Genomic DNA, 22,157 nt, shown 5'->3' on the forward strand with positions numbered 1-22,157 from the left:
AGCTCGCGCCCTATGTGGCACGGTAATTAAATTACAACGCGGAGTCGGCACCGGCCCGCTTGAGGAGAGCGTGATGCGCATCATCGACCATCATATCGCGGGCTATTCGGGTGGCGCGGGCGGGCGGACGCCAGTTGCGGGCCAAGCCCGGTTTGGCGACATTTTCGATCCCAACACGGGCGAGGTCCAGGCGCAGGTGCCGCTCGGTACCAAGGCCGATCTCGACGTCGCGGTCGCCGCGGCGCTGAAGGCGCAACCGGGCTGGGCTGCGACCAACCCGCAGCGCCGGGCGCGCGTGATGTTCGAGTTCAAGCGGCTCGTCGAAGCCAATATGGACGAGCTGGCGCACATGCTCAGTTCCGAACATGGCAAGGTGATCGCGGATTCGAAAGGCGACGTGCAGCGCGGGCTCGAGGTCATCGAATTCTGTTGCGGCATTCCGCACATCCTGAAGGGCGAATTCACACAAGGCGCGGGGCCGGGGATCGACGTCTATTCGATGCGCCAGCCGCTCGGAATCGGCGCGGGCATCACCCCGTTCAACTTCCCCGCGATGATCCCGATGTGGATGTTCGGCGTCGCGATCGCGACCGGCAACGCGTTCATCCTAAAGCCGTCGGAGCGTGATCCGTCGGTGCCGCGGCGTCTGTCCGAACTGATGACCGAAGCGGGTGCGCCCGAGGGCATCCTGCAGTGCGTCCAGGGTGACAAGGAGATGGTCGACGCGATCCTCGATCATCCCGCGATCGCCGCGATCAGCTTCGTGGGTTCGTCCGACATCGCGCATTACGTCTACAAGCGCGGGGTCGAGAACGGCAAGCGCGTCCAGGCGATGGGCGGCGCGAAGAACCACGGCATCGTCATGCCCGACGCCGATCTCGACCAGGTCGTCGCCGACCTGTCGGGCGCGGCGTTCGGCAGCGCGGGCGAACGCTGCATGGCGCTGCCCGTCGTGGTGCCGGTGGGCGACAAGACCGCCAATGCGCTGCGCGAAAAGCTGATCCCGGCGATCGATGCGCTCCGCGTCGGCGTGTCGACCGACAATGACGCGCATTACGGCCCGGTCGTCAGCGCGCAGCATCGCGAGCGGATCGAGAAGTGGATCCAGACCGGGGTCGACGAGGGGGCCGAGCTCGTCGTCGACGGGCGCGGTTTCGAGCTGCAGGGCCACGAGAAGGGGTTCTTCATCGGGCCGTCGCTGTTCGACCACGTCACCCCCGATATGAGCGCGTACAAGGAGGAGATTTTCGGTCCCGTCCTCCAGATCGTCCGCGCACATGATTTCGAGGAAGCGGTGCGGCTGCCGAGCGACCACCAATATGGCAACGGCGTCGCGATCTTCACGCGGAACGGCCACGCCGCGCGCGAGTTCGCGGCGCGGGTCAATGTCGGCATGGTCGGGATCAACGTGCCGATCCCGGTGCCGGTCGCGTATCACACCTTCGGCGGATGGAAGCGCAGCGCGTTCGGCGACACCAACCAGCACGGCATGGAGGGGGTGAAGTTCTGGACCAAGGTCAAGACCGTCACCCAGCGCTGGCCCGATGGCAGCGCGGGCGTGGACGACGCTGCCAACGCCTTCGTCATCCCGACGATGGGGTGATCGCGATGCGGGGAATCATCCTGACGATGGCGCTTGCGTCGCTCGCGGCGTGCGGATCGAACGACGGCGGGGGCAATAGCAGCGCCGACAGCGACGTGCCGAGCGGCGCGGGACAGGCGCAGGTGCCGCCCGACCTCACCGTCGACAACAGCCAGCGGCAGGTGCCGGTGATGCTGCCGTCGCCCGCGCCGCTGTCATCGATCCCCGCGGCGTTCCAGGGCCGGTGGGGGATGGTGCCCGCAGATTGCGACCCCAAGCGCGACGACAACAAGGGGCTGATGACGATCACCGCCGACCGGCTGAGCTTCTACGAATCGCGCGCCACGATCGGGTCGCTACAACAGGTCACGCCGACCAAGATCCAGGGGCTATTGTCCTATTCGGGCGAAGGCCAGACGTGGAAGAAGGCGACCTCGCTGACGCTCCAGGACGCAGGCAAGACGCTGGTCCGCGAGGAAACCGATCCCGTGTCCGCCGACACCTATTCCAAATGTCCCGCCTGAACGGAAATCCATGACCGACCAGTTTTCCCTTACCGCCGAGCAGCGCGAGATCCAGGATCTGGCGCGGCGTTTCACCGCCGATCGGATCACGCCGAACGCCGCCGAATGGGACGAAAAGCATATTTTCCCGCGCGCCGTGATCAAGGAGGCGGCCGAACTCGGCTTCGCGTCGATCTACGTCAGCGAGGACAGCGGGGGGATCAACCTCGGGCGGCTCGAGGCGGCGCTGATCATGGAAGCGATGGCCTATGGCTGTCCCTCGACCAGCGCGTTCATCAGTATCCATAACATGGCGAGCTGGATGATTGACCGGTTCGGGGCGGCGGCGGTGAAGGCGAAATATCTCCCCAGCCTGGTCACGATGGATCGGATCGCGAGCTATTGCCTGACCGAGCCCGGATCGGGCTCCGACGCCGCCGCGCTCAAGACCAAGGCGGTCAAGGACGGCGATGACTGGCTCGTCACCGGCACCAAGCAGTTCATCAGCGGTGCGGGCGAGAACGAGGTATATGTCACGATGGTCCGCACCGGCGAGGATGGCCCCAAGGGCATATCCTGCCTGGTGATCGAGAAGGACATGCCCGGCGTCAGCTTCGGCGCGAACGAAAAGAAACTGGGCTGGCATTCGCAACCGACCCGGCAGGTGATGTTCGACAATGTCCGCGTGCCCGGCGAGAATCTCGTCGGCGGGCTCGGCGAGGGCTTCCGGATCGCGATGATGGGATTGGACGGCGGGCGGCTCAACATCGGCGCGTGCTCGCTCGGCGGTGCGCAGCGGTGCCTCGACGAGGCAATCACCTATACCAAGGACCGCAAGCAGTTCGGGACCGCGATCGCGGAGTTCCAGAACACCCAGTTCATGCTCGCCGACATGGCAACCGAATTGGAGGCGGCGCGCGCGCTGCTCTATATCGCGGCGGCGAAGGTCACCGCCAATGCGCCCGACAAGACGCGGTTCGCGGCGATGGCGAAACGGCTCGCGACCGATACCGGTTCGAGCGTCGTCGACCGCGCGCTGCAATTGCATGGCGGTTACGGCTATCTGCAGGATTACCCGATCGAGCGCTTCTGGCGCGACCTGCGGGTGCATTCGATCCTGGAGGGCACCAACCAGGTCATGCGGATGATCGTCGGGCGCGAGCTGACGCGGCAATGACCGACCATGTTCTGACCCCGGTCGACGGGGCGGTCGGGCGGATTCGGCTTAATCGCCCCAAGGCGCTCCACGCGCTGACCACCGCGATGTGCGCAAGCATGAGCGAGGCGCTCGACCGGTGGCGGACCGATCCGGCGGTCGAGGCGGTGATGATCGATCACGCTCCCGCGCCGGACGGCGACCCAAAGCTATCGCGCGGTTTTTGCGCGGGCGGCGACATTCGCATGCTCGCGGAAAGCGGCGCGAAGGACGGGGTCGAGGCGCGCGCGTTCTTCCACACCGAATATCGGCTCAACCACCGCCTCTTCACCTACGCCAAGCCGACCGTCGCGTTCATGGACGGGGTGACGATGGGCGGCGGGGTCGGGATCGCGCTGCCGTGCGACTATCGCGTTGCGACCGAGCACACGAAATTCGCGATGCCCGAGACGGGGATCGGCCTGTTCCCCGATGTCGGCGGCGGCTGGTATCTGTCGCGGCTGCCGGGGCGGATGGGGCAATATCTTGCGCTGACCGGGCACCGGCTCGACGGCGCCGAATGTTGCGCGCTGGGGCTGGCGACGCATTATCTCGCCAGCGACCGTCTCGATGACGCGAAGCACCGGATTGCAGAGACGCCGCAGGATATCGCCGCGATCCTCGACGATCTCGCGGTTCCCGCTCCCGACGCGCGCATCCTGGCGCACCGCGACGTGATCGCGCGGCTGTTCGCAAGCGACCGGCTCGAGGAGGGATATGCTGCGCTCGAGGCCGATCGGTCGGATTTCGCGCGTGACACGCTTGCGACGCTCAAGACCAAATCGCCGCAGACGATGAAGGTGAGTCTGAAATTGCTGCTCGACGGTGCCGCTGCAAAGACGTTCGAGGACGAGATGGCGCGCGAATATGCGGTTGGCAGCCGCGTCGTCCAGCGCCACGATTTCCTCGAGGGCGTCCGCGCGGTGATCGTCGACAAGGACAACGCGCCGCGCTGGAACCCCGCCACGCCCGAGGGCGTCACCGGCCACGTCATCGACCAGATTTTCGCGCCGCTCCCCGCCGATCAGGCGTGGACGCCCGGCTGACAGGAGAGAGACATGGACTACGAGACGATTCAGGTCGAACAGCGCGGCGCGGTGACGCTGATCACGCTCGATCGGCCCAAGGCGCTCAACGCGTTGAACGCGCAGGTGCTGACCGACCTGCTCGCGGCGTTGGCGGCGTTAGATGCCGACCATAGCCAGGGCTGCGCGGTGCTGACCGGCAGCGACAAGGCGTTCGCCGCGGGGGCGGACATCAAGGAAATGTCCGGGATGGACTTCGCGGCGATGTACGGCAGCGATCACTTTTCAGGCTACGACCGGCTCGTCCAGACCCGCAAGCCCGTGATCGCGGCGGTCGCGGGCTATGCGCTGGGCGGCGGGTGCGAACTGGCGATGATGTGCGACTTCATCCTCGCCGCCGACACCGCCAAGTTCGGCCAGCCCGAGATCAAGCTCGCGGTCAGTCCCGGCATGGGCGGATCGCAACGCCTCACCCGCGCCGTGGGGAAGGCCAAGGCGATGGAGATGTGCCTGACCGGACGGATGATGGACGCCGGGGAAGCCGAACGCGCCGGGCTGGTCAGCCGCGTGATCCCCGCCGCCGAGCTGATCGACGAAGCGGTCAAGACCGCCGCGGTCATCGCGGGGATGGCGCCGATCGCGGTCAAGGCGAACAAGGAAATGGTCAACGCCGCGTTCGAGACCGGGCTGACCGCGGGCGTGCAGTTCGAACGACGGCTGTTCCACGGGTTGTTCGGGACCGCGGATCAGAAGGAAGGCATGGCCGCGTTCGTCGAGAAGCGGCCCGGCAACTGGACGGGGAAATAACAGTCCCCCTCCCGTTTACGGGAGGGGTTAGGGGAGGGCCTGTTCCCTCCGATCACATGGTTTCCGGTTGCGGACAGGCCCTCCCCCGGCCCCTCCCGCAAGCGGGAGGGGAGTAAAAACAATGGCACGCGTCGCATTCATCGGACTGGGCAACATGGGCGGCGGGATGGCCGCGAACCTCGCGAAGAACGGGCATGACGTGCGCGCTTTCGACCTCAGCGAAGAGGCACTCGCCAAGGCGAAGGCCGCGGGCTGCCTGCCCAAGGCGAGCGCCGCCGAGGCGATCGAGGGGGCCGAGGCGGTCGTCACGATGCTGCCCGCGGGCAAGCATGTCGAGAGCGTCTATACCGACGCGGTGTTCGGCAACGCCGCGACCTCCGCGATCCTGATCGACTGTTCGACGATCGACGTCGCCACCGCCAAGCGCGTCGCCGATGCCGCCGCCGCCAAGGGGCTGACCGCGGTCGATGCGCCGGTGTCAGGCGGGATCGGGGCGGCGAATGCGGGGACGCTGACGTTCATGGTCGGCGGATCGCAAGACGCGTTCGCGCGCGCCGAACCGTTCCTGGCGGACATGGGCAAGGCGTTGATCCACGCCGGGCAGAACGGCGCGGGGCAGGCGGCGAAGATCTGCAACAACATGATTCTCGGCGCGACGATGGCCGCGACCTGCGAGGCGTTCCTGCTCGCGGAGAAACTGGGGCTGAAGGCGCAGGCGTTCTACGACATCGCGAGCGTGTCGTCGGGACAGAGCTGGTCGATGACGAGCTATTGCCCCGTCCCCGGTGTCGGACCGGACACGCCCGCGGATCATGATTATCAGGGCGGGTTCGCGGCGGCGCTGATGCTGAAGGATCTGCGGCTGGCCATGGCGGCGTCCGAGGACGTCGGCGCACAGACCCCGATGGGGGCGCAGGCGCGCGAGCTGTACGAAGCCTTTGCCGATCAGGGGCAGGGCGGGGTCGATTTTTCGGGGATCATCCGGATGCTGCGGGGGGAGGCGCAAGAGTAGCGCCACATGCCAACGTCATCCCGGACTTGTTCCGGGATCCATGGATCCGCAAGCGCTGCGCTCGGGGGACGGTGGACCCCGGAACAAGTCCGGGGTGACGAATGAGGATGAGGGTCTCGGGTGCCTCGCCGCCTGTAGACGGACGGTGGGTCAGGTGGCTGGCCCGCCATCCACGTCGCACGCCCCCTTCATCGCCGTAATGTAGCGGCTGATCAGGTCCACCCCCTCCTTGTGTTCGAGCGAGCGGCCGAGTTCGGGCATCATCTCGCCCGGATCGGTGCTCGCCATCCGATAGGGGATGATCGACGCGTCGGGGTGCCCAGGTACCACGTCGAACGAGCGGTTGCCGGTGCCGCGTCCCGCCGCGACCGGGGGCTTGCACATCCCCAGGATGCGCGGATCGAGCGTGGCGGCATCGAGCCATAGCCCTGACGTCCGCGCCGCGCCGGTGGCGTTGTGGCAATGGCTGCAGTTGATGTCGAGATACGCACGTGCCTCCGCGCCGACGCCCGCGGCGTCGTGTTGCCAATCGGCGTTGCGCGGCACGCCAACGTTCGGGACGCCCGTCAGATAGCCGATTCCGACGAGCCGCCGCAGCTGGTTGATCTCGCCACCCGCACCCGGAAAATCGCGGTTGAGATGGCGCGCCTTGAGCCCGATCGGGTCGATCGCCCGCGTGTGATAATCCTGTGCGTGGCACCCCGCACACTGGTTCTGGTTGGGGACGGAATAGGTGAATTGGGTCTTCGCACCGCCTGCATCGAAGGTGAGCGGGATGTCCGCGCCCGTCCGTTCGAGCGTCGCATCGGTGCCGTCCGCGTTCCAGACATAGGGCAGCGCGACCCAACCCTTGGTGCGCTTCACCAGCAGCCGCGTTTCGATCAGCCGGACATGCGCCAGGTCGAGCCCGTCGACCCCCGTCTGGTACAGTGCGGGCGTCGCCTTGAGCACCGTGTCGCTGGTTTGCGGATCGGCTGCTGCGGCGGGGGTGGTGTAATAGAAGGTCTTGGTGACGATCGTGCCGACCGGAAAGTCGAGCCAGCGGTCGGGGTTGTAGGTCGCATGAACCCCCTTGGGCATCCAGATCGTCCGCCATTTCTGCGCATAATCGCTGAACAGCGGGGTCGCGAGGTCGTAGGTGACCATGCCGGCGTGCGGCGCGATCCGGCCGTTGGCGAGCGTGAACAGCCCCCATTCGCTCAACGTCGCCGGGTTGTCGTCGGCATGGAAGGTGACATCGTGGGGAGTCCGCGCGCAGGCGTGGGTCAGCAGCGCCGCGGCCAGCAACAGCGCGAGGCGACGGATCATGGCGTGCCGCGATCCTTCGTCATCGATGCGGGCAGCGTCACCCCGGGCAGCCGCGTCGCGGGCGCGCAGTTCACGTCGGGATCGATCCGCGCGTGCGCGAACTTGTTCGGCCCGTCGGCATTCAACAGCTTGGCGTCGCCGTTCTGGACGCAGATGCCGGGGCTCGCCACCTTGGGATTGCGGAACCCGTCCCACAGCACCGCGGGCAACTGCCCCCCGGCAAGAGCCTTCAGCGGCGCGTATTTCGTCCCCGGATCGGTGCCCCCGCCCGAAAAGTCGTTACCGGTGACGTAGATGTTTTCAGGGTATGGATCATAGGCCGCCGCGATCCCCTTCTTGGTATCGAAGCCGGTCGAATAATAGCTCGAGATGATGACGTTGGCGGTCTTGTTGTCGGCGATATCGTTGGCGAATATCTCGACGTCGTCGTTCGAATTGACGATGATTCCCGATCCCGGCGGCACGCTGCTCACCGCGCTGCCCGCGGCGCCGAAATTGGCGTGGTTGTTTGCTTTCACGATGTTCTTGAAGACCCGGGTCTTGCTGCCGGGGACGGGGAGGTTGGGCATGTTGAAGACGAGGATGCCGCCGGTATTCCCGGTGGTGGTGTTGTCATAGACATCGGCGTGGCTCGAATTTTCGATCTCGATCCCTGCGACATTGCCCTCGGCGCGGTTGCCCCGGACGACGATGTTGGTCGATTGGCCGACATAGATCCCGGCGTCCGACGCGCCCTTGACGACGCTGCCTTCGATCAGGACGTTGGTGACCTGGACCGGATAGAGGCCATAGGCGCCGTTCGAGGTCTTGGCGCCCCCGGTCCATTCGGCGCGGACCCGGCGCATCACCGCGTTGGTGGTGCCGTTGATCTTGAGCGCGTCGCCCTTGCTATCCTCGAGCGCGAGATCCTGGAGCGTGAAGTCGTCACCGGTAACCAGCATCCCCTCCGCCCCCGAGGTCTGGTGCGCGAACGACAGGATCGTCTTGTCCATCCCCGCGCCCCTGACCGTGACGCCATTCGAGGTGAGGCTGAGGCTGCGCGACAGCGCGTATTTGCCCGCCGGGATCGTGATGACCGTGCCCGGCCCCGCATCGAGCAACTGCTGCTGGAGCTTCTTTTCGAAATCGGCGTCGATGACGAAGCCATTGGCATCGGTCTTGGGGCCGGTGTTGCACGCCGCCAGCGCGGTGGTCGCGGCGATGGTCAGGAAAAGGGGGGTGCGCATGGGGGGTATCCTCTCCCGGCTTTTTGGTTCTCGGACCAGCAACGTAGCGCAGTTGCCGCGGATGCCAAATAGGCCCGGCCGCCCCGCGGTTCGGCTCAAGCTTGAACGATCGACGGAGATTTACAGACGCGCGGCTTGCTCTAAGTCGTGTCGCAAGGGGAGACACCATGACCACCGCAGCGACCAGCGAACCGAGTGCCAAGGACATCAGGCTGGTCATCACCGCCTCGTCGCTCGGCACGGTGTTCGAATGGTATGATTTCTTCATTTACGGCACGCTTGCGGCGTCGGGGATCATCGGGCGGACCTTCTTTCCCGCGGGCAACGAGGTCGTCCAGACGCTGCTCGCCTGGGCGGGATTCGCGGTCGGGTTCGGGTTCAGGCCGCTCGGCGCGGTGCTGTTCGGCTATCTGGGCGATCGGCTCGGGCGCAAATATACGTTTCTGGTCACGATCACGCTGATGGGCATCGCGACCGCGGGGGTAGGGCTGGTGCCGTCGGCGGCGACGATCGGCTATCTTGCGCCCGCGCTCGTGCTGATGCTGCGGATCATGCAGGGGCTGGCGCTCGGCGGCGAATATGGCGGTGCGGCGGTGTATGTCGCCGAACATTCCCCCCCCGGCAAATCGGGCTTTTACACCAGCTTCATCCAGGCGGGGGTCGTCGGCGGCTTCATCCTCAGCCTCGCGGTCGTGCTGTCGACGAAGTTCCTGGTGCCCGCCGCGTGGTGGGATGCGGGATGGTGGCGGTTCCCGTTCCTGTTCTCGATCCTGTTGCTTGGCGTGTCGCTGTGGATGCGGCTGAAGCTCTCCGAAAGCCCGGTCTTCGCGGCGATGCGCGCGGCGGGGGAGCGCGCCAAGAACCCGATCGTCGAAAGCTTCACCTATCCCGGCAACATCCGCCGCATGACGGTGGCGCTGTTCGGGATCGCGGCGGGGCTGACCGTGATCTGGTATACCGCGATGTTCACGGTGCTGTCGTTCCTGCAATCGACGATGCGGGTCGAATCGACGACCGCGCAGCTGATCGTCGGCGCGGGCGCGCTGATGGGGCTCGGCTGGTTCATCCTGTTCGGCAAGCTGTCCGACCGGGTCGGGCGCAAGAAGCCGATCGTGATCGGCTATATCCTGACGCTGATACTGTTGTTCCCGGTCTTCTGGACGATCGCGGCGGCGGCGAATCCGGGACTCGCGCACGCCGCGCGGCAGGCGCCGGTGATCGTCGCGGGGCCGCATTGCGCCTACAGCCCGTTCGCGACGCAGCAGGCCGACGAATGCGGGCGGCTGCTCGACTATTTCTCGAAGAAGGGCATCCCCTATACCAAGGCGCACACCCCCGCGACGGTGGTGTCGATCGGCGGCGAGCCCCAGGCGGATCGCAGCCCTGCGGCGCTCGACGCGGCGCTGACTGCGGCGGGCTATGATCTAGACCCGGTCGTGCCGTCGGGCAGCAACATCGTCGTGATCCTGCTCGCGATCCTGGTCATGGGGGCACTGTCGGGGGCGACCTATGGCCCGGTCGCCGCGCTGCTGTCGGAGATGTTTCCACCTGCGATCCGCTATTCCTCGCTGTCGATCCCCTATCATCTGGGCACGGGTTATTTCGGCGGGTTCCTGCCGTTCATCAGCCAGTATATCGTCGCCAAGACCGGCAATCCGTTCGCGGGGCTATGGTATACGATGGCGGTGGTGGCGATGGCGCTGGTGGTGACGATGGTGGGCTTGCGCGAGGATCGGCGGGGCCGCGTCCTCACCTGATCGTTGCGGCAGGCGCGGGGGCTCCCTAGAGCCCTTGCGCATGACAGCCGCGCCCGCCCGCCTCCGGATCGATCGTGCCGCCCTGACCGCCAACTGGCGCGCGTTGCGCGATCGCGCGGCGGTGGCGTGCGGCGCGGCGGTGAAGGCCGACGGCTATGGCCTCGGTGCGGTCGAGGTGGTGCGCACGCTCGCCGCGGCGGGATGCCGTGATTTCTTCGTCGCGACCTGGCACGAGGCGGAGGCGCTCGCAGGGCTCGGCGTTCCCGTATCGGTGCTCCACGGCGTCCGCGACGAAGACATGCCCGCCGCGATGAGCGGCATCGCGCGCCCGGTGCTCAACACCCCGATCCAGGTCGCGCGGTGGAAGGCGGCGGGCGGGGGCGCGTGCGACGTGATGGTCGACACTGGGATGAACCGGCTTGGCGTGTCCCCCGACGAGGTCCGGACAGGGCTGCTCGAAGGCCTGTCGATCGACACGCTGATGAGCCATCTCGCCTGTGCCGATCAAGACAGCCCGATGAACGCGGCGCAGCGCTCGCGATTCGCGGCGTTGCAAGGCGTCACCACCGCGCGCCGGATGAGCCTTGCCAATTCGGCGGCGATCGCGCGCGGGCGTGACTATGCGTTCGATCTCGTCCGGCCAGGATTGGCGCTGTATGGCGGGGTGCCGTGCGACGCGCTGGCGGGCGCGATCGCGCAAGTGGTGACGCCCGAAGCGCAGATCCTCCAGCGGCGCACGGTGCGCGCGGGCGAGACCGTCGGTTACAACGCGACCTGGACCGCGACGACCGATACCGAGGTCGCGATTATCAACCTGGGCTATGCCGACGGCTATTTCCGCGGGTTTTCGGATCGGGGCAGTGCGGCAGGCGGGACACTGCCAGTGATCGGGCGGGTCTCGATGGACCTGGTCGCGCTCGATGTCTCCGCCGCGGCGGCGCTAGCGGAGGGCGACTGGGTGGCGATCGATTTCGACCTAAGGGCCGCCGCGGGGATCAGCGGGATGTCGCAATATGAATTGCTGACTGGGCTCGGTAGCAGGGTGGAGCGCTGTTGGCAATGAACCGGGCGTCACGTACGGCGGCATGTGTTATATTCGCAACAATCGTTCACGAAACTGTCATTATGATGCGATCGTAGCTAGATTGCACCACACGAGTGACCTAGCCAACCCCGGAACAACGATAACCTGGGGAACCCCGTCATGATCTCTCGCTCAGCTGCGCTTCTGTGTGGTTCTACCGCTGCGATCGTCGCCGCGATGATGCCAACTGCGGTAATGGCTCAGACGCAGGCCGAAACGCAGAGCACCACTGGTGCCGGGGATGTCGGCACGCAAAACAGCGCGACGACAATCAATGGTCAGAAGCAGCCAAATGCGCCGCGGTCGCCCGAAGCGGTAAACGCGGACGGGACCACCTCGTCGGCCAATGATATCGTTGTGACCGGCTCTCTGATCCGGCGCAGGATCGATACCGTTCCCGCCGTTATCGTTCAGGACCGTGCCTTCTTGGAAGAACGCGGCTTTACCAACGTCGCCGATGCGGTGAACACGCTGCCGGGTATTCGCGGATCGGTTACGCCAGCAGGGGCGCAGGGTTCGTTCGGACAAGGCGTTAACTTCGTCAACATCGGCAATCTGGGATCGAACCGGACGCTGACGTTGGTGAACGGCCGTCGATTTGTGTCATCAAATCCCAACACCCTCTTCGGGCAGGGGTCCGCGGGTACGCAGGTCGACGTCAACACAATCCAGTCGATCCTGCTCGATCACACCGAAATTACGTCGATCAAGGGTGCGACAACCTATGGGTCGGACGCGATCGGCGGGACCGTTAACTACATTCTGCGCGATCGGTTCAACGGCCTCGAGCTGAACGGCCTCTCCGGGATCACAGAGGAAGGCGACGGCTTCCGATATAACGCGGCATTCCTCGCCGGTCATGACTATCTTGATGGCCGCGCCAATATCACGGTCGCCTACACGCGTGACGAACAGCGGGGTATTCTGGCGAATGACCGGGGTTATTTGCGCCAGAACGTCGGCAGCGCGGGCAATCCATGCACCTTCCCCGGTGGCGGAACGGCAGCCAATCCGTGCCCGGCAGGCAACTTTATCGGGAGGATCGGGCGCCCGGGCAACGGGATCACGCCAACGAATGATGGTCGGATCAACCCCGCTTATGGTTATAACGACTCGGCTACCGACGGTAACCCCGGCACGATCGCATACCGGGATCTGTCGATCTATTATCTCAATCGCAATGGGGTGTTGACCGACGCGTTTGGCCTTGCTTCGGGCGCGGGCTCGTCACGGGTGGGTTCGGCCATTCAAAGTTATCAGTTCGACACCCAGGGAAATCTGATTCCGTTCAATACCGGCATTGTCCTGCCGAGCATTTACGCGTCGGGCGGCGATGGTTTTCGATTTAACGACTATTCCCAGCTGACGAGCGACGTGAAGCGCGATACCGCCAATGTGTTTTTGCATTATGACGTGTCGGATGCGCTCCAACTGTTCGCGGAAGGGACGTATTTCCACTCTTTCGGCAACGAACTCGTTCAACAGCCCAGCTTCAACTCGAACCTATTCGGCGGATCGAGTGGCCCGCTGAACTTCCTGACCAGCAATCCGTTTCTGACCGCGCAGGCGAAAGCGCAGTTTGCAGCATTGGGAATTACCCGCTTTCAGGTGTCGCGCGCCAATGACGACCTTGCCGACCTGACGGGCTATTCGTCGACCGATATCGGTCGTGGGGTAATCGGGGCGCGGGGCGACTTCAAAATTCACGGCCGCAACTTCTCATACGAGGCGTATGCGAACTACGGTCGGACGCACATTGACGACATCGGTCAGGACATCAACCGGCAGAATTTCATCAACGCGGTCAACGTCACCACTAACGCATCAGGGCAGATCGTCTGTACGGCGACGCCCGCATTGCAGGCGGCACCCGGCGGCGTGGCAATCGCCGATCCCAACTGCGTACCGCTCAACCTGTTCGGTGCAGGTCAGTCGAGCGCCGCTGCGCGCGCTTATATCATCCAGCAGACCGAAACCGTCAGCGTGTTGCAGCAAAAAGACTTTGTGGCGAAAATGCAGGGCTCGCCCTTCAGCATATTCGGCAATGATTACAGTTTTGCGCTTGGATACGAGCATCGTGAAGAAGATGGCAAGTTCACACCGAGCTTTTTTCAGCAGCAAGGCTTAGGAAGATCGTCTGCTATTGCGCCGACTCAAGGTAAGTATAATGTTGATGAAGTTTTTGGCGAAGTTTTGCTGCCAATCATTTCGCCAACAAATCATGTACCATTTATTTATAGCTTGTCGTTCGATGGCAGTGCGCGGTATGTAGATAATACCGTTAACGGTGGTTTCCTGGCTTGGTCTGCGGGTGGAGAATGGTCGCCTGGGCATGATCTACAAATCCGGGGGACGTACACCAAGTCGTTCCGCGGACCTGCGATTACAGAGTTGTTCTTGCCGCAATCGCCACAGTTCGCCTTCGTCAACGATTTGTGCTCTACGGCCAATCGTAACGCCGGTCCTGCTCCGGCAACTCGCGCCGCGAACTGCACGGCGTTCTTGGCCGCGTTCCCGAACGCGACCCCGCTTGACGCATCCCAGGCGTCGTTGCCGGCGATATCGGGCGGAAATACGAATCTCGATAACGAGGTTTCGCGCAGCTTCACGGTGGGCTTTACTTACTCGCCGAGTTATATTCGGGGTTTGACGATTAGCGCGGATTATATCGACGTACGGATTGCCAATCCGATCGCCAATCTGACGGTCGCACAGATCGTTTCAGGCTGTTTCGACAATCCAAGTTTCAACGCCGCTGACCCCGCCAATGGAAATAGCTTCTGTTCGCAGATCAAGCGCTACACCGCCGCAGATGGGGGAACCGCGGTAAACGGCGGATCGCGCGCAGGTCAGGTCGTAAACGATCCAGTCAATCCCGGCGTCCGGAGCGGCTATGTCAACGGCAAGAGAATTTTCTATGCCGGTGCGCAAGGCACTATTAGCTATAATACCAAGCTTGCGGGAATCGGGCTTCCGGGAAGCTTCTCGACATCGACGACGCTTTATTATGTCAACCGCCGCTTGATCGATATCACGGGGGTCGGGGCGGTGCGCACCGACGGTATCGTTGGCGATCCCAAGTTCCAGTTCCAGAGCACGAACCGTTACCTCGGTGATGGTTGGGGAATCAGCGGTACGGCGAACTATGTCGGCAAGGAGATTGCGACGCGGACCGCGCTGTCGCCCGATCTTCGTGAATTCAATCGGTTTAATCCATATGTCACCGTGGACGGATCGATTTGGATCAACGCTGGGGATAGGTTTCGTTTAACCCTCGCGGTGCTTAATATCGGTAACAAACAGTACCAGAATTATCTTGGGTATTATAATACCGGGTTGGGTTCGATCGACTCGCTTGGTCGGCGTTTTTCGGCGTCGGTTCGCCTGAAATACTGATCTAAGCCTACCAATAAAGGGCGCGCTGACGATGGCCAGCGCGCCCTTTTCTATCGGTGCTGCGCGTTGTCGCAGGCAGTTTGCGCTCGAGTTACCGCTCGACGCACATCGCGATCCCCATCCCCCCGCCGATACACAATGTCGCCAACCCCCTTTTCACATCGCGCTTCTGCATCTCGTAGAGCAGCGTCGTCAGGACGCGCGCGCCGCTGGCGCCGATCGGGTGGCCGATCGCGATCGCGCCGCCGTTGACGTTCACCTTGTCAGCGTCCCAGCCGAGTTCCTTGCCGACCGAGAGCGCCTGCGCGGCGAAGGCCTCGTTGGCCTCGATCAGGTCGAGATCGCCGATCGTCCAGCCCGCCTTGTCGAGCGCGCGGCGGGTCGCGGGGACGGGGCCGATGCCCATGATCGACGGGTCGACGCCGGCGCTCGCCCAGGACTTGATCGTCGCGAGGATCGGCGCGCCGCGCTTTTCGGCTTCCTCGCGGGTCATGATGACGAGCGCGGCGGCGCCGTCGTTGAGGCCGCTGGCGTTGGCGGCGGTGACGGTGCCGTCCTTCTTGAACGCGGGGCGCACGCCGGAGACGCTGTCGATCGTCACCCCGGCACGGATATATTCGTCGTCGGCGACGACGGTGTCACCCTTGCGCCCCTTGATCGTGACCGCGGCGATCTCGTCCTTGAAACGGCCCGATCCGCGCGCCGCTTCCGCCTTGTTCTGCGAGGCGACCGAGAATGCGTCCTGATCGGCGCGGGAGACCTGATATTGTTCGGCGAGATTTTCGGCGGTGATCCCCATGTGATAGCCGTTGAAGACGTCGGTCAGCCCGTCTTTGACCATCGTGTCGACCAGCGTGAGGTCGCCCATCTTGGTGCCGCCGCGCAGGTGTTGCGCATGGGCGGACATCGACATCGATTCCTGCCCGCCTGCGACGACGATGGTCGCGTCGCCGGTCGCGACTGCCTGACACGCGAGCGCGACCGCGCGCAGGCCGGAGCCGCAGACCTGGTTGACGCCCCACGCGGGGACTTCCTTGGGGATGCCTGCCGCCATCGACGCCTGGCGCGCGGGGTTCTGGCCCTGCGCGGCGGTGAGCACCTGGCCGAGGATCACTTCGGACACCTCGTCGCCGCGGACCCCGGCCTGTTCGAGCGCGGCTTCGATCGCGATGCGGCCGAGTTCGTGCGCGGGGGTGGTCGCGAACGCGCCGAGGAAGCTGCCGACCGGGGTGCGCTTGGCGGCGGTGATGACGATATCGGTCATGGGAATTCTCCTTCGCGGGCTATCTAGAGGGTGGCAGCAACGCGATCCAGTCCGCCAGCCCAGTCGGCCAACGGCTCCCATAGCGCGGCGCGCGCGCGCGACCCGACGACCATCCCGACATGCCCGATCATCAGATCGCGGCGCTCGGCCAGCCCCGCGGCGGTCGCGGCGGGAACGATCCGGTCGGTGGCGGAGACGAATTCGATCGTCGGGCAGGGCAGGCGATGCGGATCGATCGCGGTGTCGCGTACCCGCCAATCGCCGGTGCCGGGCAGGTCGTCGCGGACGAAGCGGTCGAACAGGTCGCGGCCGACCGCATAGGGCAGCGGCGCGCCAGCATTGGCCCAATCTTCCAGCATCACGAACGCGCGGGCGGCGTCGCTGTCCGGCGCCATCCGCCCGAATGCGGCATATTTGGCAACGGTGCGGCGGGGGTCGAGTCGCCAGAATCCGGATTGCAGCACTTCCATCGGGACGAGCCCCAGCGCGTCGCATGCGGGCTCCGCGGCACGCCACATCGCCTGCATCGTCTCACGCGCGTCGCCATAGCCCGCAAAGCGCCACGGCGCCGCGATCGTCGCGAGCCCCGCGACCGGGGTCAGCGCCGCCGCCGCGGTCGCGATCGTCCCGCCGAGACAATAGCCGACGAGGACGGGGGGCTCGTCGAGCACTTCGATCAGCGGGACCAGCATGTCGGCGACATGATCGGCGAGGTCGCGATTCCGATCCGCGGCGGTCGGCGCGCCCCAGTCGACCAGCAGCGTACGAAAGCCTCGCCCCGCCATCCAGCACAGCAGCGAGGCCTCGCCAAGGTCGAGGATCGCGGGCGGATTGATCAGCGAGGGCACGAACACGACCGGTCGCCCGCCGCCGCCATGATCGCGCAGGCACACGCGCCCGGCATGCTGCACCGCGGGTGCCGGTGGTCTGGCGGGGGGGCGCTCGGCCTGCTGGTAGGCGCGCAATCCCGCCATCGCGGCGCCAAATTCGTCGGGGCGTGCTGCGGTCTCGCTGCGCAGCATGGCGAGGAACAGCGGCAGCGGCCTTGGCCCGTGTTGCAGTGCGGTATCGTTGGGTCTAGGGATGCGATCAGTCACGGATGGGGAACCGTATGAAAAAGCAGGGCGCGGGCGACGGTGTCGTCATCATCAAGAAATACGCGAATCGGCGCCTCTACAATACCGAGACATCGTCCTACATCACGCTCGACCATCTCGCCGCGATGACGCGCGCGGGCCGCGAGTTCAAGGTCGTCGATGCGAAGACCGATGCCGACATCACGCACAATGTGCTCACCCAGATCATCATGGAGGAGGAAAGCCGCGGCGAGACGATGCTGCCGGTCAATTTCCTGCGCCAGCTGATCTCGATGTACGGCGATTCGATGCAGACGATGGTGCCGGGGTATCTCGAGGCGTCGATGGACAGCTTCCGCCGCAACCATCAACAATTCAAGAGTGCGGTCGAGGGGGCGTTCGCCAATTCGCCGTTCGCGGATATTGCCAAGCGCAACCTGGCGATGTTCGAAGCCGCGTCGCAGGCGTTCAAGCCGGGCGGCACCCCCGGCGGGGGCGATGCGGCTACCGCGGCAGCGCCGAGCAAGGACGACGAGATCGCGGCGCTGAAGGCCGAGCTCAAGCGGCTCAACGAAAAGATCGAGAAGCTGGGCGACTGAGCCGATGCGCGGGATCGATCCTGCCGCGCTGCGCTGGTGGATCGCCGCGGCCGCGGCGCTCGCCGTCGCGGTGCTGGCGGGAGTTGCGGACTGGCGGCGCAAGCGGCGCGTCGATCTCGACCGGATCGGCGTGGTCGACTGGCCGACGGTGCAGATGCTCGGGCTGATCGTCGCAGCGATGCTCGGCACCATCGCGCTCAACGCCTGAACGCCAAGTCGCGGCGCAGGAAGACCCAGCTGTGCCACCCGCTGCGGGGGACGCGCAGCACCGGTCGATAATCGGTGGCGAGCGCGCGCTGTTCGGCGGTCACGCTGGCGCGGTTCCAGATCGACAGCCGCCGGTCGGACGTCACGATCAGCGGCGGGCGCGTCGCCAGGATCCGGCGGACCTCCGCGGCCTCGTCGATTCCGGTGGCGCCCTGTTCGGTCGAATAGGCGAGCAGATTGGGGAATGCATAGGCGGACGGCACGCAGGCATCCGCCAGCCGATAGGTGATGGTGTCGCCGATGAAGACATAGGGGCACGCGCCCCGGTGGTTGGCTGCGACGACGTGCGCCACCGCGCGTGCGCCCGCCGCATCGTCGGGCCGGACCACCAGCTCTATACCCCATAGCCCGAGCCCGAGTACCAGCGTCGCGACCAGCAGCCAGGTCGATCGCCCGAGCGCGACCGCAGCGAGGATCGCGAGCGGCGCGACCAGCGGCAGCGCGTAATGAGCGAAGAAGGTGCCGATCGCGCCGAACCCGACGACCGCCGCGGCGAGCCACGCGAGCGCGATCCGGTGGCGGGCTGGCGCGACGCGCCACCGCCACGCCAGCGCCGCGCCCACGATCAACGGGAGGATTTGCGCGAGAATCCCAAGCAGCCGCATCGCGAGCTGCCCCGCCGGATAGCCCGCGCGCAACCCGATCGACGCGAAATTGGCGAACCAGAAGGCGGCGAGGTCACCGTGCGCCGCGTACCAGCCGACCACGCAAAGCGTCGGGGCCAACCCGACGAGGCCCCAGCCGATCGCCGCCCCGACGATCGGGCCCCATCTGGCGCGCGCGCGATGCAGGAACCACAGATGCGCGATGCCGACGAACGCGCCCTCGACCGCAGCGGTATATTTGATCTGGATCGCGAGCCCGGCGAACAGGCAGGCGAGCAGGCCGTTGGCGACGATCGCGCGTCCATCGCGGCGTTCCGCCAGGTTGGGCAGCCGCAGCGTCAGCAAGGCGGCGGCGGTGACGGGCAGGTTGTAGAACACCGGTGCCTGTCCGCCGCGTCCGCCGAGGAGTTCGAGCAGGATGAGATACGCGATTCCCGCCACCGTCGCGCCACGCGCGGTCGCGCCGAGCATCCGCCCGCCCCTGACGACCAACAGCGCGGTGAGCGCCGCGGCGGCCATCGCGACCAGCTGATACGCGACGATGCCGTCACCGGGCAGCAACCGGATCGCGGCATAGATCAGGAACAAGCCGATCGGCTTGCGATCCCAGATGTCGACATAGGGGATCGCGCCGTGAAGCAGCCGGTCGCCGACGAGCAGATAATATTGCTCGTCGACATGGATCACCGGATTGCCGACGTCCCAGACCCGCAGCAGGATCGCGGCGAGCAGGATCATTCCCACCCCCTGCCAGCGGGCGCGGGTCATCGTCAGTAGAAGCGGCGCAGCGTCAGCGCGCGGGTCGCGCCGCCGCACAGCCCGAGTTCGACGACGCGGCCCGGCACCCCGACCGACCAGCGCGCGAGCGGGCTCGACGCATAATCGGTCGCGATCGACTGGCCATCGACCGAGCAGATTTCGTCGCCGTCGCGCCAGCCCATCCCCTGCGCGGGGCCACCGCGCATGACGTGGAGCACCTTGAGCCGCGCGGGAGTCGCGCTGGCTTCGATCCCGACGAGCAGCCCGCTGGTCGATCGCAGCGGCGGGTCGTCGGCGTCCTTGCCGGGGCTGAGCACCATGTGGCCGGCGACCGGATCGAGCAGCACGCGATAGCGCTGGAGGAACCCCGACCCGATCCGCCCCGCGACCCCGATGGTGTCGGAAAACCCCCCCTGCGGCTCGACCCGGACTTCGGCGTCGCGCCCCGCGTTGCCGCCGACGCGGACGTCGGGAACGATCGCCATCGTCGTCACGGTGGGACCGGCCAGCCCGAACGACACCGCGCTGGTGGTGTCGATCCCGCGCGGCGCGGCGGCGCGCCACGCGCTGTCGGCAATCGTGATCGTCGACCCGTCGCCGGTATCGATGACGATCGGCGCGAGGCGCCGTCCGCCGAGCGTGATCGCGCTTTCGTAGAGGTGGCGTCCCGGCGAGATTGCGAGCGGAGCGACCGCGCCGCGGAACGGCATCCGCCCCGCCGCCAGCAGGCGGAACCGGCGGTTGGGGAAATCGATATCGAGCGCCTGCCCGCCGGTGATGTCGCGCCCGACGAGCAGGTCGACCGCGGTCGCGCTGCCGGTCGCCAGCGCGGGCAGTTCGGCGACGCTGAGCCCCCCGCCGGTCCGCGCGAGCCCGCCGATCGCGATCGTCCGCGTCGCGAGCCAGCCGATCGGCACCGCCCCGCCGATCGCGGTCGCGGTCCCGTTCGCCTTGATCCGCGTGGCGTCGACCACCGCGGATCGCTTCGCCAGCACCGAATAACTGACCCCGGTATCGAGGATCGCGGTGACCGGCTTGCCGTCGACGCTCATCTGAAAGCGGATCTGGTTGCCGGGGGTGAGGTCGAACGGCACCCAACGCGTCTCGGTATCGGGGGCGAGCGTGATCGCACCATCGACCGGCGGGTTTTGCGTGGCAGCGACCGGTACGGCGGACGACAGTAGGAGGGCAATCGGGAACAGGTGAGTCATCGCTGTCGTCATTAGCGGCTGAATCACCGTTGCGATAGAAATGCCGTCGGCGCGGTCGGCATCGGCCACAGCCGATCCGATTGTTCCCTTTGCGCGATTATCGAGCGTGGATGGGAGCAACCACGGTTACACCATCCAACTGACGTGTGTTCGCGGCCGCGGCGGCAGGAACCGCGGCTCCAGCAAGCACGATATACAACCGGCCCGGAACGAGCTCGCCCCGATCGAATGCGGCGCGTTCCCGGCGCAACCGCTGCGCCGTGACCCGGCTGACCCGCGCGGCATAGACGTTGGTGAGGGGGCGTCCGGCATTGATTGCGCGCCAGGCAACTTCTTGAAACAGGCCAAGATCGCGCGTCACGTCACCGGGCATGAAGGCGACCGACGACGACCGATCGATCAGTTGCTCCCAGCGCGGATCGCGGGTGCGATGGTAGAGGCGACGCTGGTCAGCGGTTTTACTCTGGTCGCGGATCGTATTTGCCATCCCCGCCAGATCGGCGGCTTGAAGCGCGACCATCGCGATCAACGCGAGGCCGGCGCGCTGCGGCGACAGGCGAAACACCGCCAGGATCGCGATCAAGACGAGCACATAACCGACCGGCCAGAACAGCCGACCCGATGCGCGAATGGGATCGAGTACTGCCAAGATGCCGGTCGACAGCGGCATCTGGACGATGGCGAGAATGGTGAGGACGATCAGCGCGGGTGCCAGACCGCGGAGGCGCTGCGCAACGTCGCGCTCGCCGACCTGGGCGGGCAGGCGCCGAGCGATCACGAGCGCCGCGGCAACGAGCAGCAGCCCGCCCGCGCCGAGATACTGAAAGCCCTCGAACCAGTCGCCGCCTCTGCTGTCGTGGCTGGGCAACAATGTCGAGAACGCGTCGAGACCGGGATTCCACAAGGCGTCTAGCGGCATCGAAAAGTGACCGAAGGACCCGGTCGTCATTTGGCCCCCGACGCCGAGCCACCGCGCCAGCGTGGCCACCAAGGCGAGTACGACGACGCCTTGCCCCAGCGTCGCAAGCCTGGTCGCGCGCGACCCGTCGACGAAGCGCGCCATCATCGCCGATGCCCAGATCGCGCCGACCATGATCAGCAGATAACTGTGGATCAGCGCAGTGATGCCGATCAGCGCGGCCCACTATCGTAGCCGCTGGCCGCGTTCGGGGTGAAGATACAGACATAACGCCGCCAATATCGTCCAGTGCGCCATCAGATTGGCATGAATGAACCGGTTGGCGAGTGTCGGAGGAAAGGCGAGCAGGATGACGCCTGCCCACAACGCCACGGCCCCCGGGGCGTGGTGGCGGAGCAGCAGCCACGCGAATACGGCTTGAAGGACGAGGCTCAACAGGATGAAGAGACCGACGAATTGTGCGTCGACCGGCAGCATCGCCGCAACTGGTTTGGCCGCAAGGGTCATCAGGGGATTGCTGTCGGTGAACAGCACCGGCACCCCATCGGGGGCGTTCAGCAGC

General features: G+C 65.7%; 17 protein-coding genes and 1 pseudogene. 11 read left to right on the forward strand and 7 right to left on the reverse strand.

The features are described from left to right. The first annotated feature begins 73 nt into the window (after nucleotides 1-73). The 6 genes from EAH84_RS06150 (at nucleotide 74) to mmsB (ending at nucleotide 6,124) form a co-directional block, all read left to right on the forward strand. Nucleotides 74-1,603, forward strand: a complete 1,530-nt coding sequence (locus EAH84_RS06150) for a CoA-acylating methylmalonate-semialdehyde dehydrogenase (RefSeq protein WP_140869355.1) — start codon at nucleotides 74-76, stop codon at nucleotides 1,601-1,603. A 5-nt stretch (nucleotides 1,604-1,608) separates the two neighbouring features. Next, the gene (locus tag EAH84_RS06155; protein WP_140869359.1) at nucleotides 1,609-2,106 is read left to right on the forward strand and encodes a hypothetical protein; all 498 of its coding nucleotides are present in this window, start codon (nucleotides 1,609-1,611) and stop codon (nucleotides 2,104-2,106) included. A 10-nt stretch (nucleotides 2,107-2,116) separates the two neighbouring features. After that, complete coding sequence (locus EAH84_RS06160) at nucleotides 2,117-3,262, forward strand: acyl-CoA dehydrogenase family protein (RefSeq protein WP_140869362.1); 1,146 nt, start codon at nucleotides 2,117-2,119, stop codon at nucleotides 3,260-3,262. Next, complete coding sequence (locus EAH84_RS06165) at nucleotides 3,259-4,326, forward strand: enoyl-CoA hydratase/isomerase family protein (RefSeq protein WP_140869365.1); 1,068 nt, start codon at nucleotides 3,259-3,261, stop codon at nucleotides 4,324-4,326. The genes EAH84_RS06160 and EAH84_RS06165 overlap by 4 nt, the downstream gene beginning before the upstream one ends. Before the next feature lie 12 nt (nucleotides 4,327-4,338). Further along, the gene (locus EAH84_RS06170; RefSeq protein WP_140869368.1) at nucleotides 4,339-5,112 is read left to right on the forward strand and encodes an enoyl-CoA hydratase; all 774 of its coding nucleotides are present in this window, start codon (nucleotides 4,339-4,341) and stop codon (nucleotides 5,110-5,112) included. A gap of 121 nt (nucleotides 5,113-5,233) precedes the next feature. Beyond that, complete coding sequence (gene mmsB, locus EAH84_RS06175) at nucleotides 5,234-6,124, forward strand: 3-hydroxyisobutyrate dehydrogenase (protein WP_140869371.1); 891 nt, start codon at nucleotides 5,234-5,236, stop codon at nucleotides 6,122-6,124. Between the two features lie 150 nt (nucleotides 6,125-6,274). On the opposite strand, the gene EAH84_RS06180 is transcribed toward mmsB, so the two are convergent. Both EAH84_RS06180 and EAH84_RS06185 read right to left on the reverse strand, forming a co-directional pair. Continuing rightward, nucleotides 6,275-7,432, reverse strand: a complete 1,158-nt coding sequence (locus EAH84_RS06180; protein WP_140869374.1) for an SO2930 family diheme c-type cytochrome — start codon at nucleotides 7,430-7,432, stop codon at nucleotides 6,275-6,277. Next, complete coding sequence (locus tag EAH84_RS06185) at nucleotides 7,429-8,658, reverse strand: parallel beta-helix domain-containing protein (protein ID WP_140869377.1); 1,230 nt, start codon at nucleotides 8,656-8,658, stop codon at nucleotides 7,429-7,431. The genes EAH84_RS06180 and EAH84_RS06185 overlap by 4 nt, the downstream gene beginning before the upstream one ends. Before the next feature lie 167 nt (nucleotides 8,659-8,825). On the opposite strand from EAH84_RS06185, the gene EAH84_RS06190 reads away from it, so the two are divergent. The 3 genes from EAH84_RS06190 (at nucleotide 8,826) to EAH84_RS06200 (ending at nucleotide 14,895) form a co-directional block, all read left to right on the forward strand. Next, nucleotides 8,826-10,415, forward strand: a complete 1,590-nt coding sequence (locus tag EAH84_RS06190) for an MFS transporter (RefSeq protein ID WP_140869380.1) — start codon at nucleotides 8,826-8,828, stop codon at nucleotides 10,413-10,415. A 40-nt stretch (nucleotides 10,416-10,455) separates the two neighbouring features. Next, nucleotides 10,456-11,478, forward strand: coding sequence for an alanine racemase (gene alr, locus EAH84_RS06195; RefSeq protein ID WP_140869382.1), 1,023 nt, complete (start codon nucleotides 10,456-10,458; stop codon nucleotides 11,476-11,478). A 141-nt stretch (nucleotides 11,479-11,619) separates the two neighbouring features. Next, nucleotides 11,620-14,895 (forward strand): TonB-dependent receptor domain-containing protein, encoded by a 3,276-nt coding sequence (locus tag EAH84_RS06200; RefSeq protein ID WP_140869385.1) that lies wholly within the window; start codon nucleotides 11,620-11,622, stop codon nucleotides 14,893-14,895. Between the two features lie 91 nt (nucleotides 14,896-14,986). Here the strand turns inward: EAH84_RS06200 and EAH84_RS06205 are convergent, their stop codons facing one another. Beyond that, on the reverse strand, nucleotides 14,987-16,159 hold the full coding sequence (locus EAH84_RS06205; RefSeq protein ID WP_140869388.1) for an acetyl-CoA C-acetyltransferase: 1,173 nt from the start codon (nucleotides 16,157-16,159) through the stop codon (nucleotides 14,987-14,989). A 23-nt stretch (nucleotides 16,160-16,182) separates the two neighbouring features. Continuing rightward, complete coding sequence (locus EAH84_RS06210) at nucleotides 16,183-17,181, reverse strand: alpha/beta fold hydrolase (protein ID WP_140870005.1); 999 nt, start codon at nucleotides 17,179-17,181, stop codon at nucleotides 16,183-16,185. Nucleotides 17,182-17,270: 89 nt separating this feature from the next. On the opposite strand from EAH84_RS06210, the gene phaR reads away from it, so the two are divergent. Continuing rightward, the gene (phaR, locus tag EAH84_RS06215) at nucleotides 17,271-17,834 is read left to right on the forward strand and encodes a polyhydroxyalkanoate synthesis repressor PhaR (protein WP_140869391.1); all 564 of its coding nucleotides are present in this window, start codon (nucleotides 17,271-17,273) and stop codon (nucleotides 17,832-17,834) included. A 4-nt stretch (nucleotides 17,835-17,838) separates the two neighbouring features. Then, entirely contained in the window at nucleotides 17,839-18,042 is a 204-nt protein-coding gene (locus EAH84_RS06220; protein WP_140869394.1) for a hypothetical protein, read from the forward strand. Here the strand turns inward: EAH84_RS06220 and EAH84_RS06225 are convergent. From EAH84_RS06225 to EAH84_RS06235, 3 genes and pseudogenes are all read right to left on the reverse strand, one after another. After that, nucleotides 18,032-19,474, reverse strand: coding sequence for a hypothetical protein (locus EAH84_RS06225; RefSeq protein WP_194150366.1), 1,443 nt, complete (start codon nucleotides 19,472-19,474; stop codon nucleotides 18,032-18,034). The two genes, EAH84_RS06220 and EAH84_RS06225, sit on opposite strands and share 11 nt — an antisense overlap. A gap of 2 nt (nucleotides 19,475-19,476) precedes the next feature. After that, complete coding sequence (locus EAH84_RS06230) at nucleotides 19,477-20,676, reverse strand: hypothetical protein (RefSeq protein WP_140869397.1); 1,200 nt, start codon at nucleotides 20,674-20,676, stop codon at nucleotides 19,477-19,479. A 97-nt stretch (nucleotides 20,677-20,773) separates the two neighbouring features. Continuing rightward, nucleotides 20,774-22,135, reverse strand: a pseudogene (locus EAH84_RS06235) (DUF6311 domain-containing protein). Nucleotides 22,136-22,157: the final 22 nt, after the last annotated feature.

This window comes from Sphingomonas oligophenolica (assembly GCF_006438955.1).
Taxonomy (GTDB): domain Bacteria; phylum Pseudomonadota; class Alphaproteobacteria; order Sphingomonadales; family Sphingomonadaceae; genus Sphingomonas; species Sphingomonas oligophenolica_A.

What these genes read in the sequence shown, in the direction of transcription:
- alr (WP_140869382.1), top strand. Translation starts at nt 10,456, where the DNA reads ATGACAGCCGCGCCCGCCCGCCTCCGGATCGATCGTGCCGCCCTGACC.
- EAH84_RS06180 (WP_140869374.1), bottom strand. Translation starts at nt 7,432, where the DNA reads ATGATCCGTCGCCTCGCGCTGTTGCTGGCCGCGGCGCTGCTGACCCAC.
- mmsB (WP_140869371.1), top strand. Translation starts at nt 5,234, where the DNA reads ATGGCACGCGTCGCATTCATCGGACTGGGCAACATGGGCGGCGGGATG.
- EAH84_RS06190 (WP_140869380.1), top strand. Translation starts at nt 8,826, where the DNA reads ATGACCACCGCAGCGACCAGCGAACCGAGTGCCAAGGACATCAGGCTG.
- EAH84_RS06165 (WP_140869365.1), top strand. Translation starts at nt 3,259, where the DNA reads ATGACCGACCATGTTCTGACCCCGGTCGACGGGGCGGTCGGGCGGATT.
- EAH84_RS06210 (WP_140870005.1), bottom strand. Translation starts at nt 17,181, where the DNA reads ATGCTGCGCAGCGAGACCGCAGCACGCCCCGACGAATTTGGCGCCGCG.
- EAH84_RS06155 (WP_140869359.1), top strand. Translation starts at nt 1,609, where the DNA reads ATGCGGGGAATCATCCTGACGATGGCGCTTGCGTCGCTCGCGGCGTGC.
- EAH84_RS06185 (WP_140869377.1), bottom strand. Translation starts at nt 8,658, where the DNA reads ATGCGCACCCCCCTTTTCCTGACCATCGCCGCGACCACCGCGCTGGCG.
- EAH84_RS06230 (WP_140869397.1), bottom strand. Translation starts at nt 20,676, where the DNA reads ATGACTCACCTGTTCCCGATTGCCCTCCTACTGTCGTCCGCCGTACCG.
- EAH84_RS06170 (WP_140869368.1), top strand. Translation starts at nt 4,339, where the DNA reads ATGGACTACGAGACGATTCAGGTCGAACAGCGCGGCGCGGTGACGCTG.
- EAH84_RS06200 (WP_140869385.1), top strand. Translation starts at nt 11,620, where the DNA reads ATGATCTCTCGCTCAGCTGCGCTTCTGTGTGGTTCTACCGCTGCGATC.
- EAH84_RS06225 (WP_194150366.1), bottom strand. Translation starts at nt 19,474, where the DNA reads ATGACCCGCGCCCGCTGGCAGGGGGTGGGAATGATCCTGCTCGCCGCG.
- EAH84_RS06220 (WP_140869394.1), top strand. Translation starts at nt 17,839, where the DNA reads ATGCGCGGGATCGATCCTGCCGCGCTGCGCTGGTGGATCGCCGCGGCC.
- phaR (WP_140869391.1), top strand. Translation starts at nt 17,271, where the DNA reads ATGAAAAAGCAGGGCGCGGGCGACGGTGTCGTCATCATCAAGAAATAC.
- EAH84_RS06160 (WP_140869362.1), top strand. Translation starts at nt 2,117, where the DNA reads ATGACCGACCAGTTTTCCCTTACCGCCGAGCAGCGCGAGATCCAGGAT.
- EAH84_RS06205 (WP_140869388.1), bottom strand. Translation starts at nt 16,159, where the DNA reads ATGACCGATATCGTCATCACCGCCGCCAAGCGCACCCCGGTCGGCAGC.
- EAH84_RS06150 (WP_140869355.1), top strand. Translation starts at nt 74, where the DNA reads ATGCGCATCATCGACCATCATATCGCGGGCTATTCGGGTGGCGCGGGC.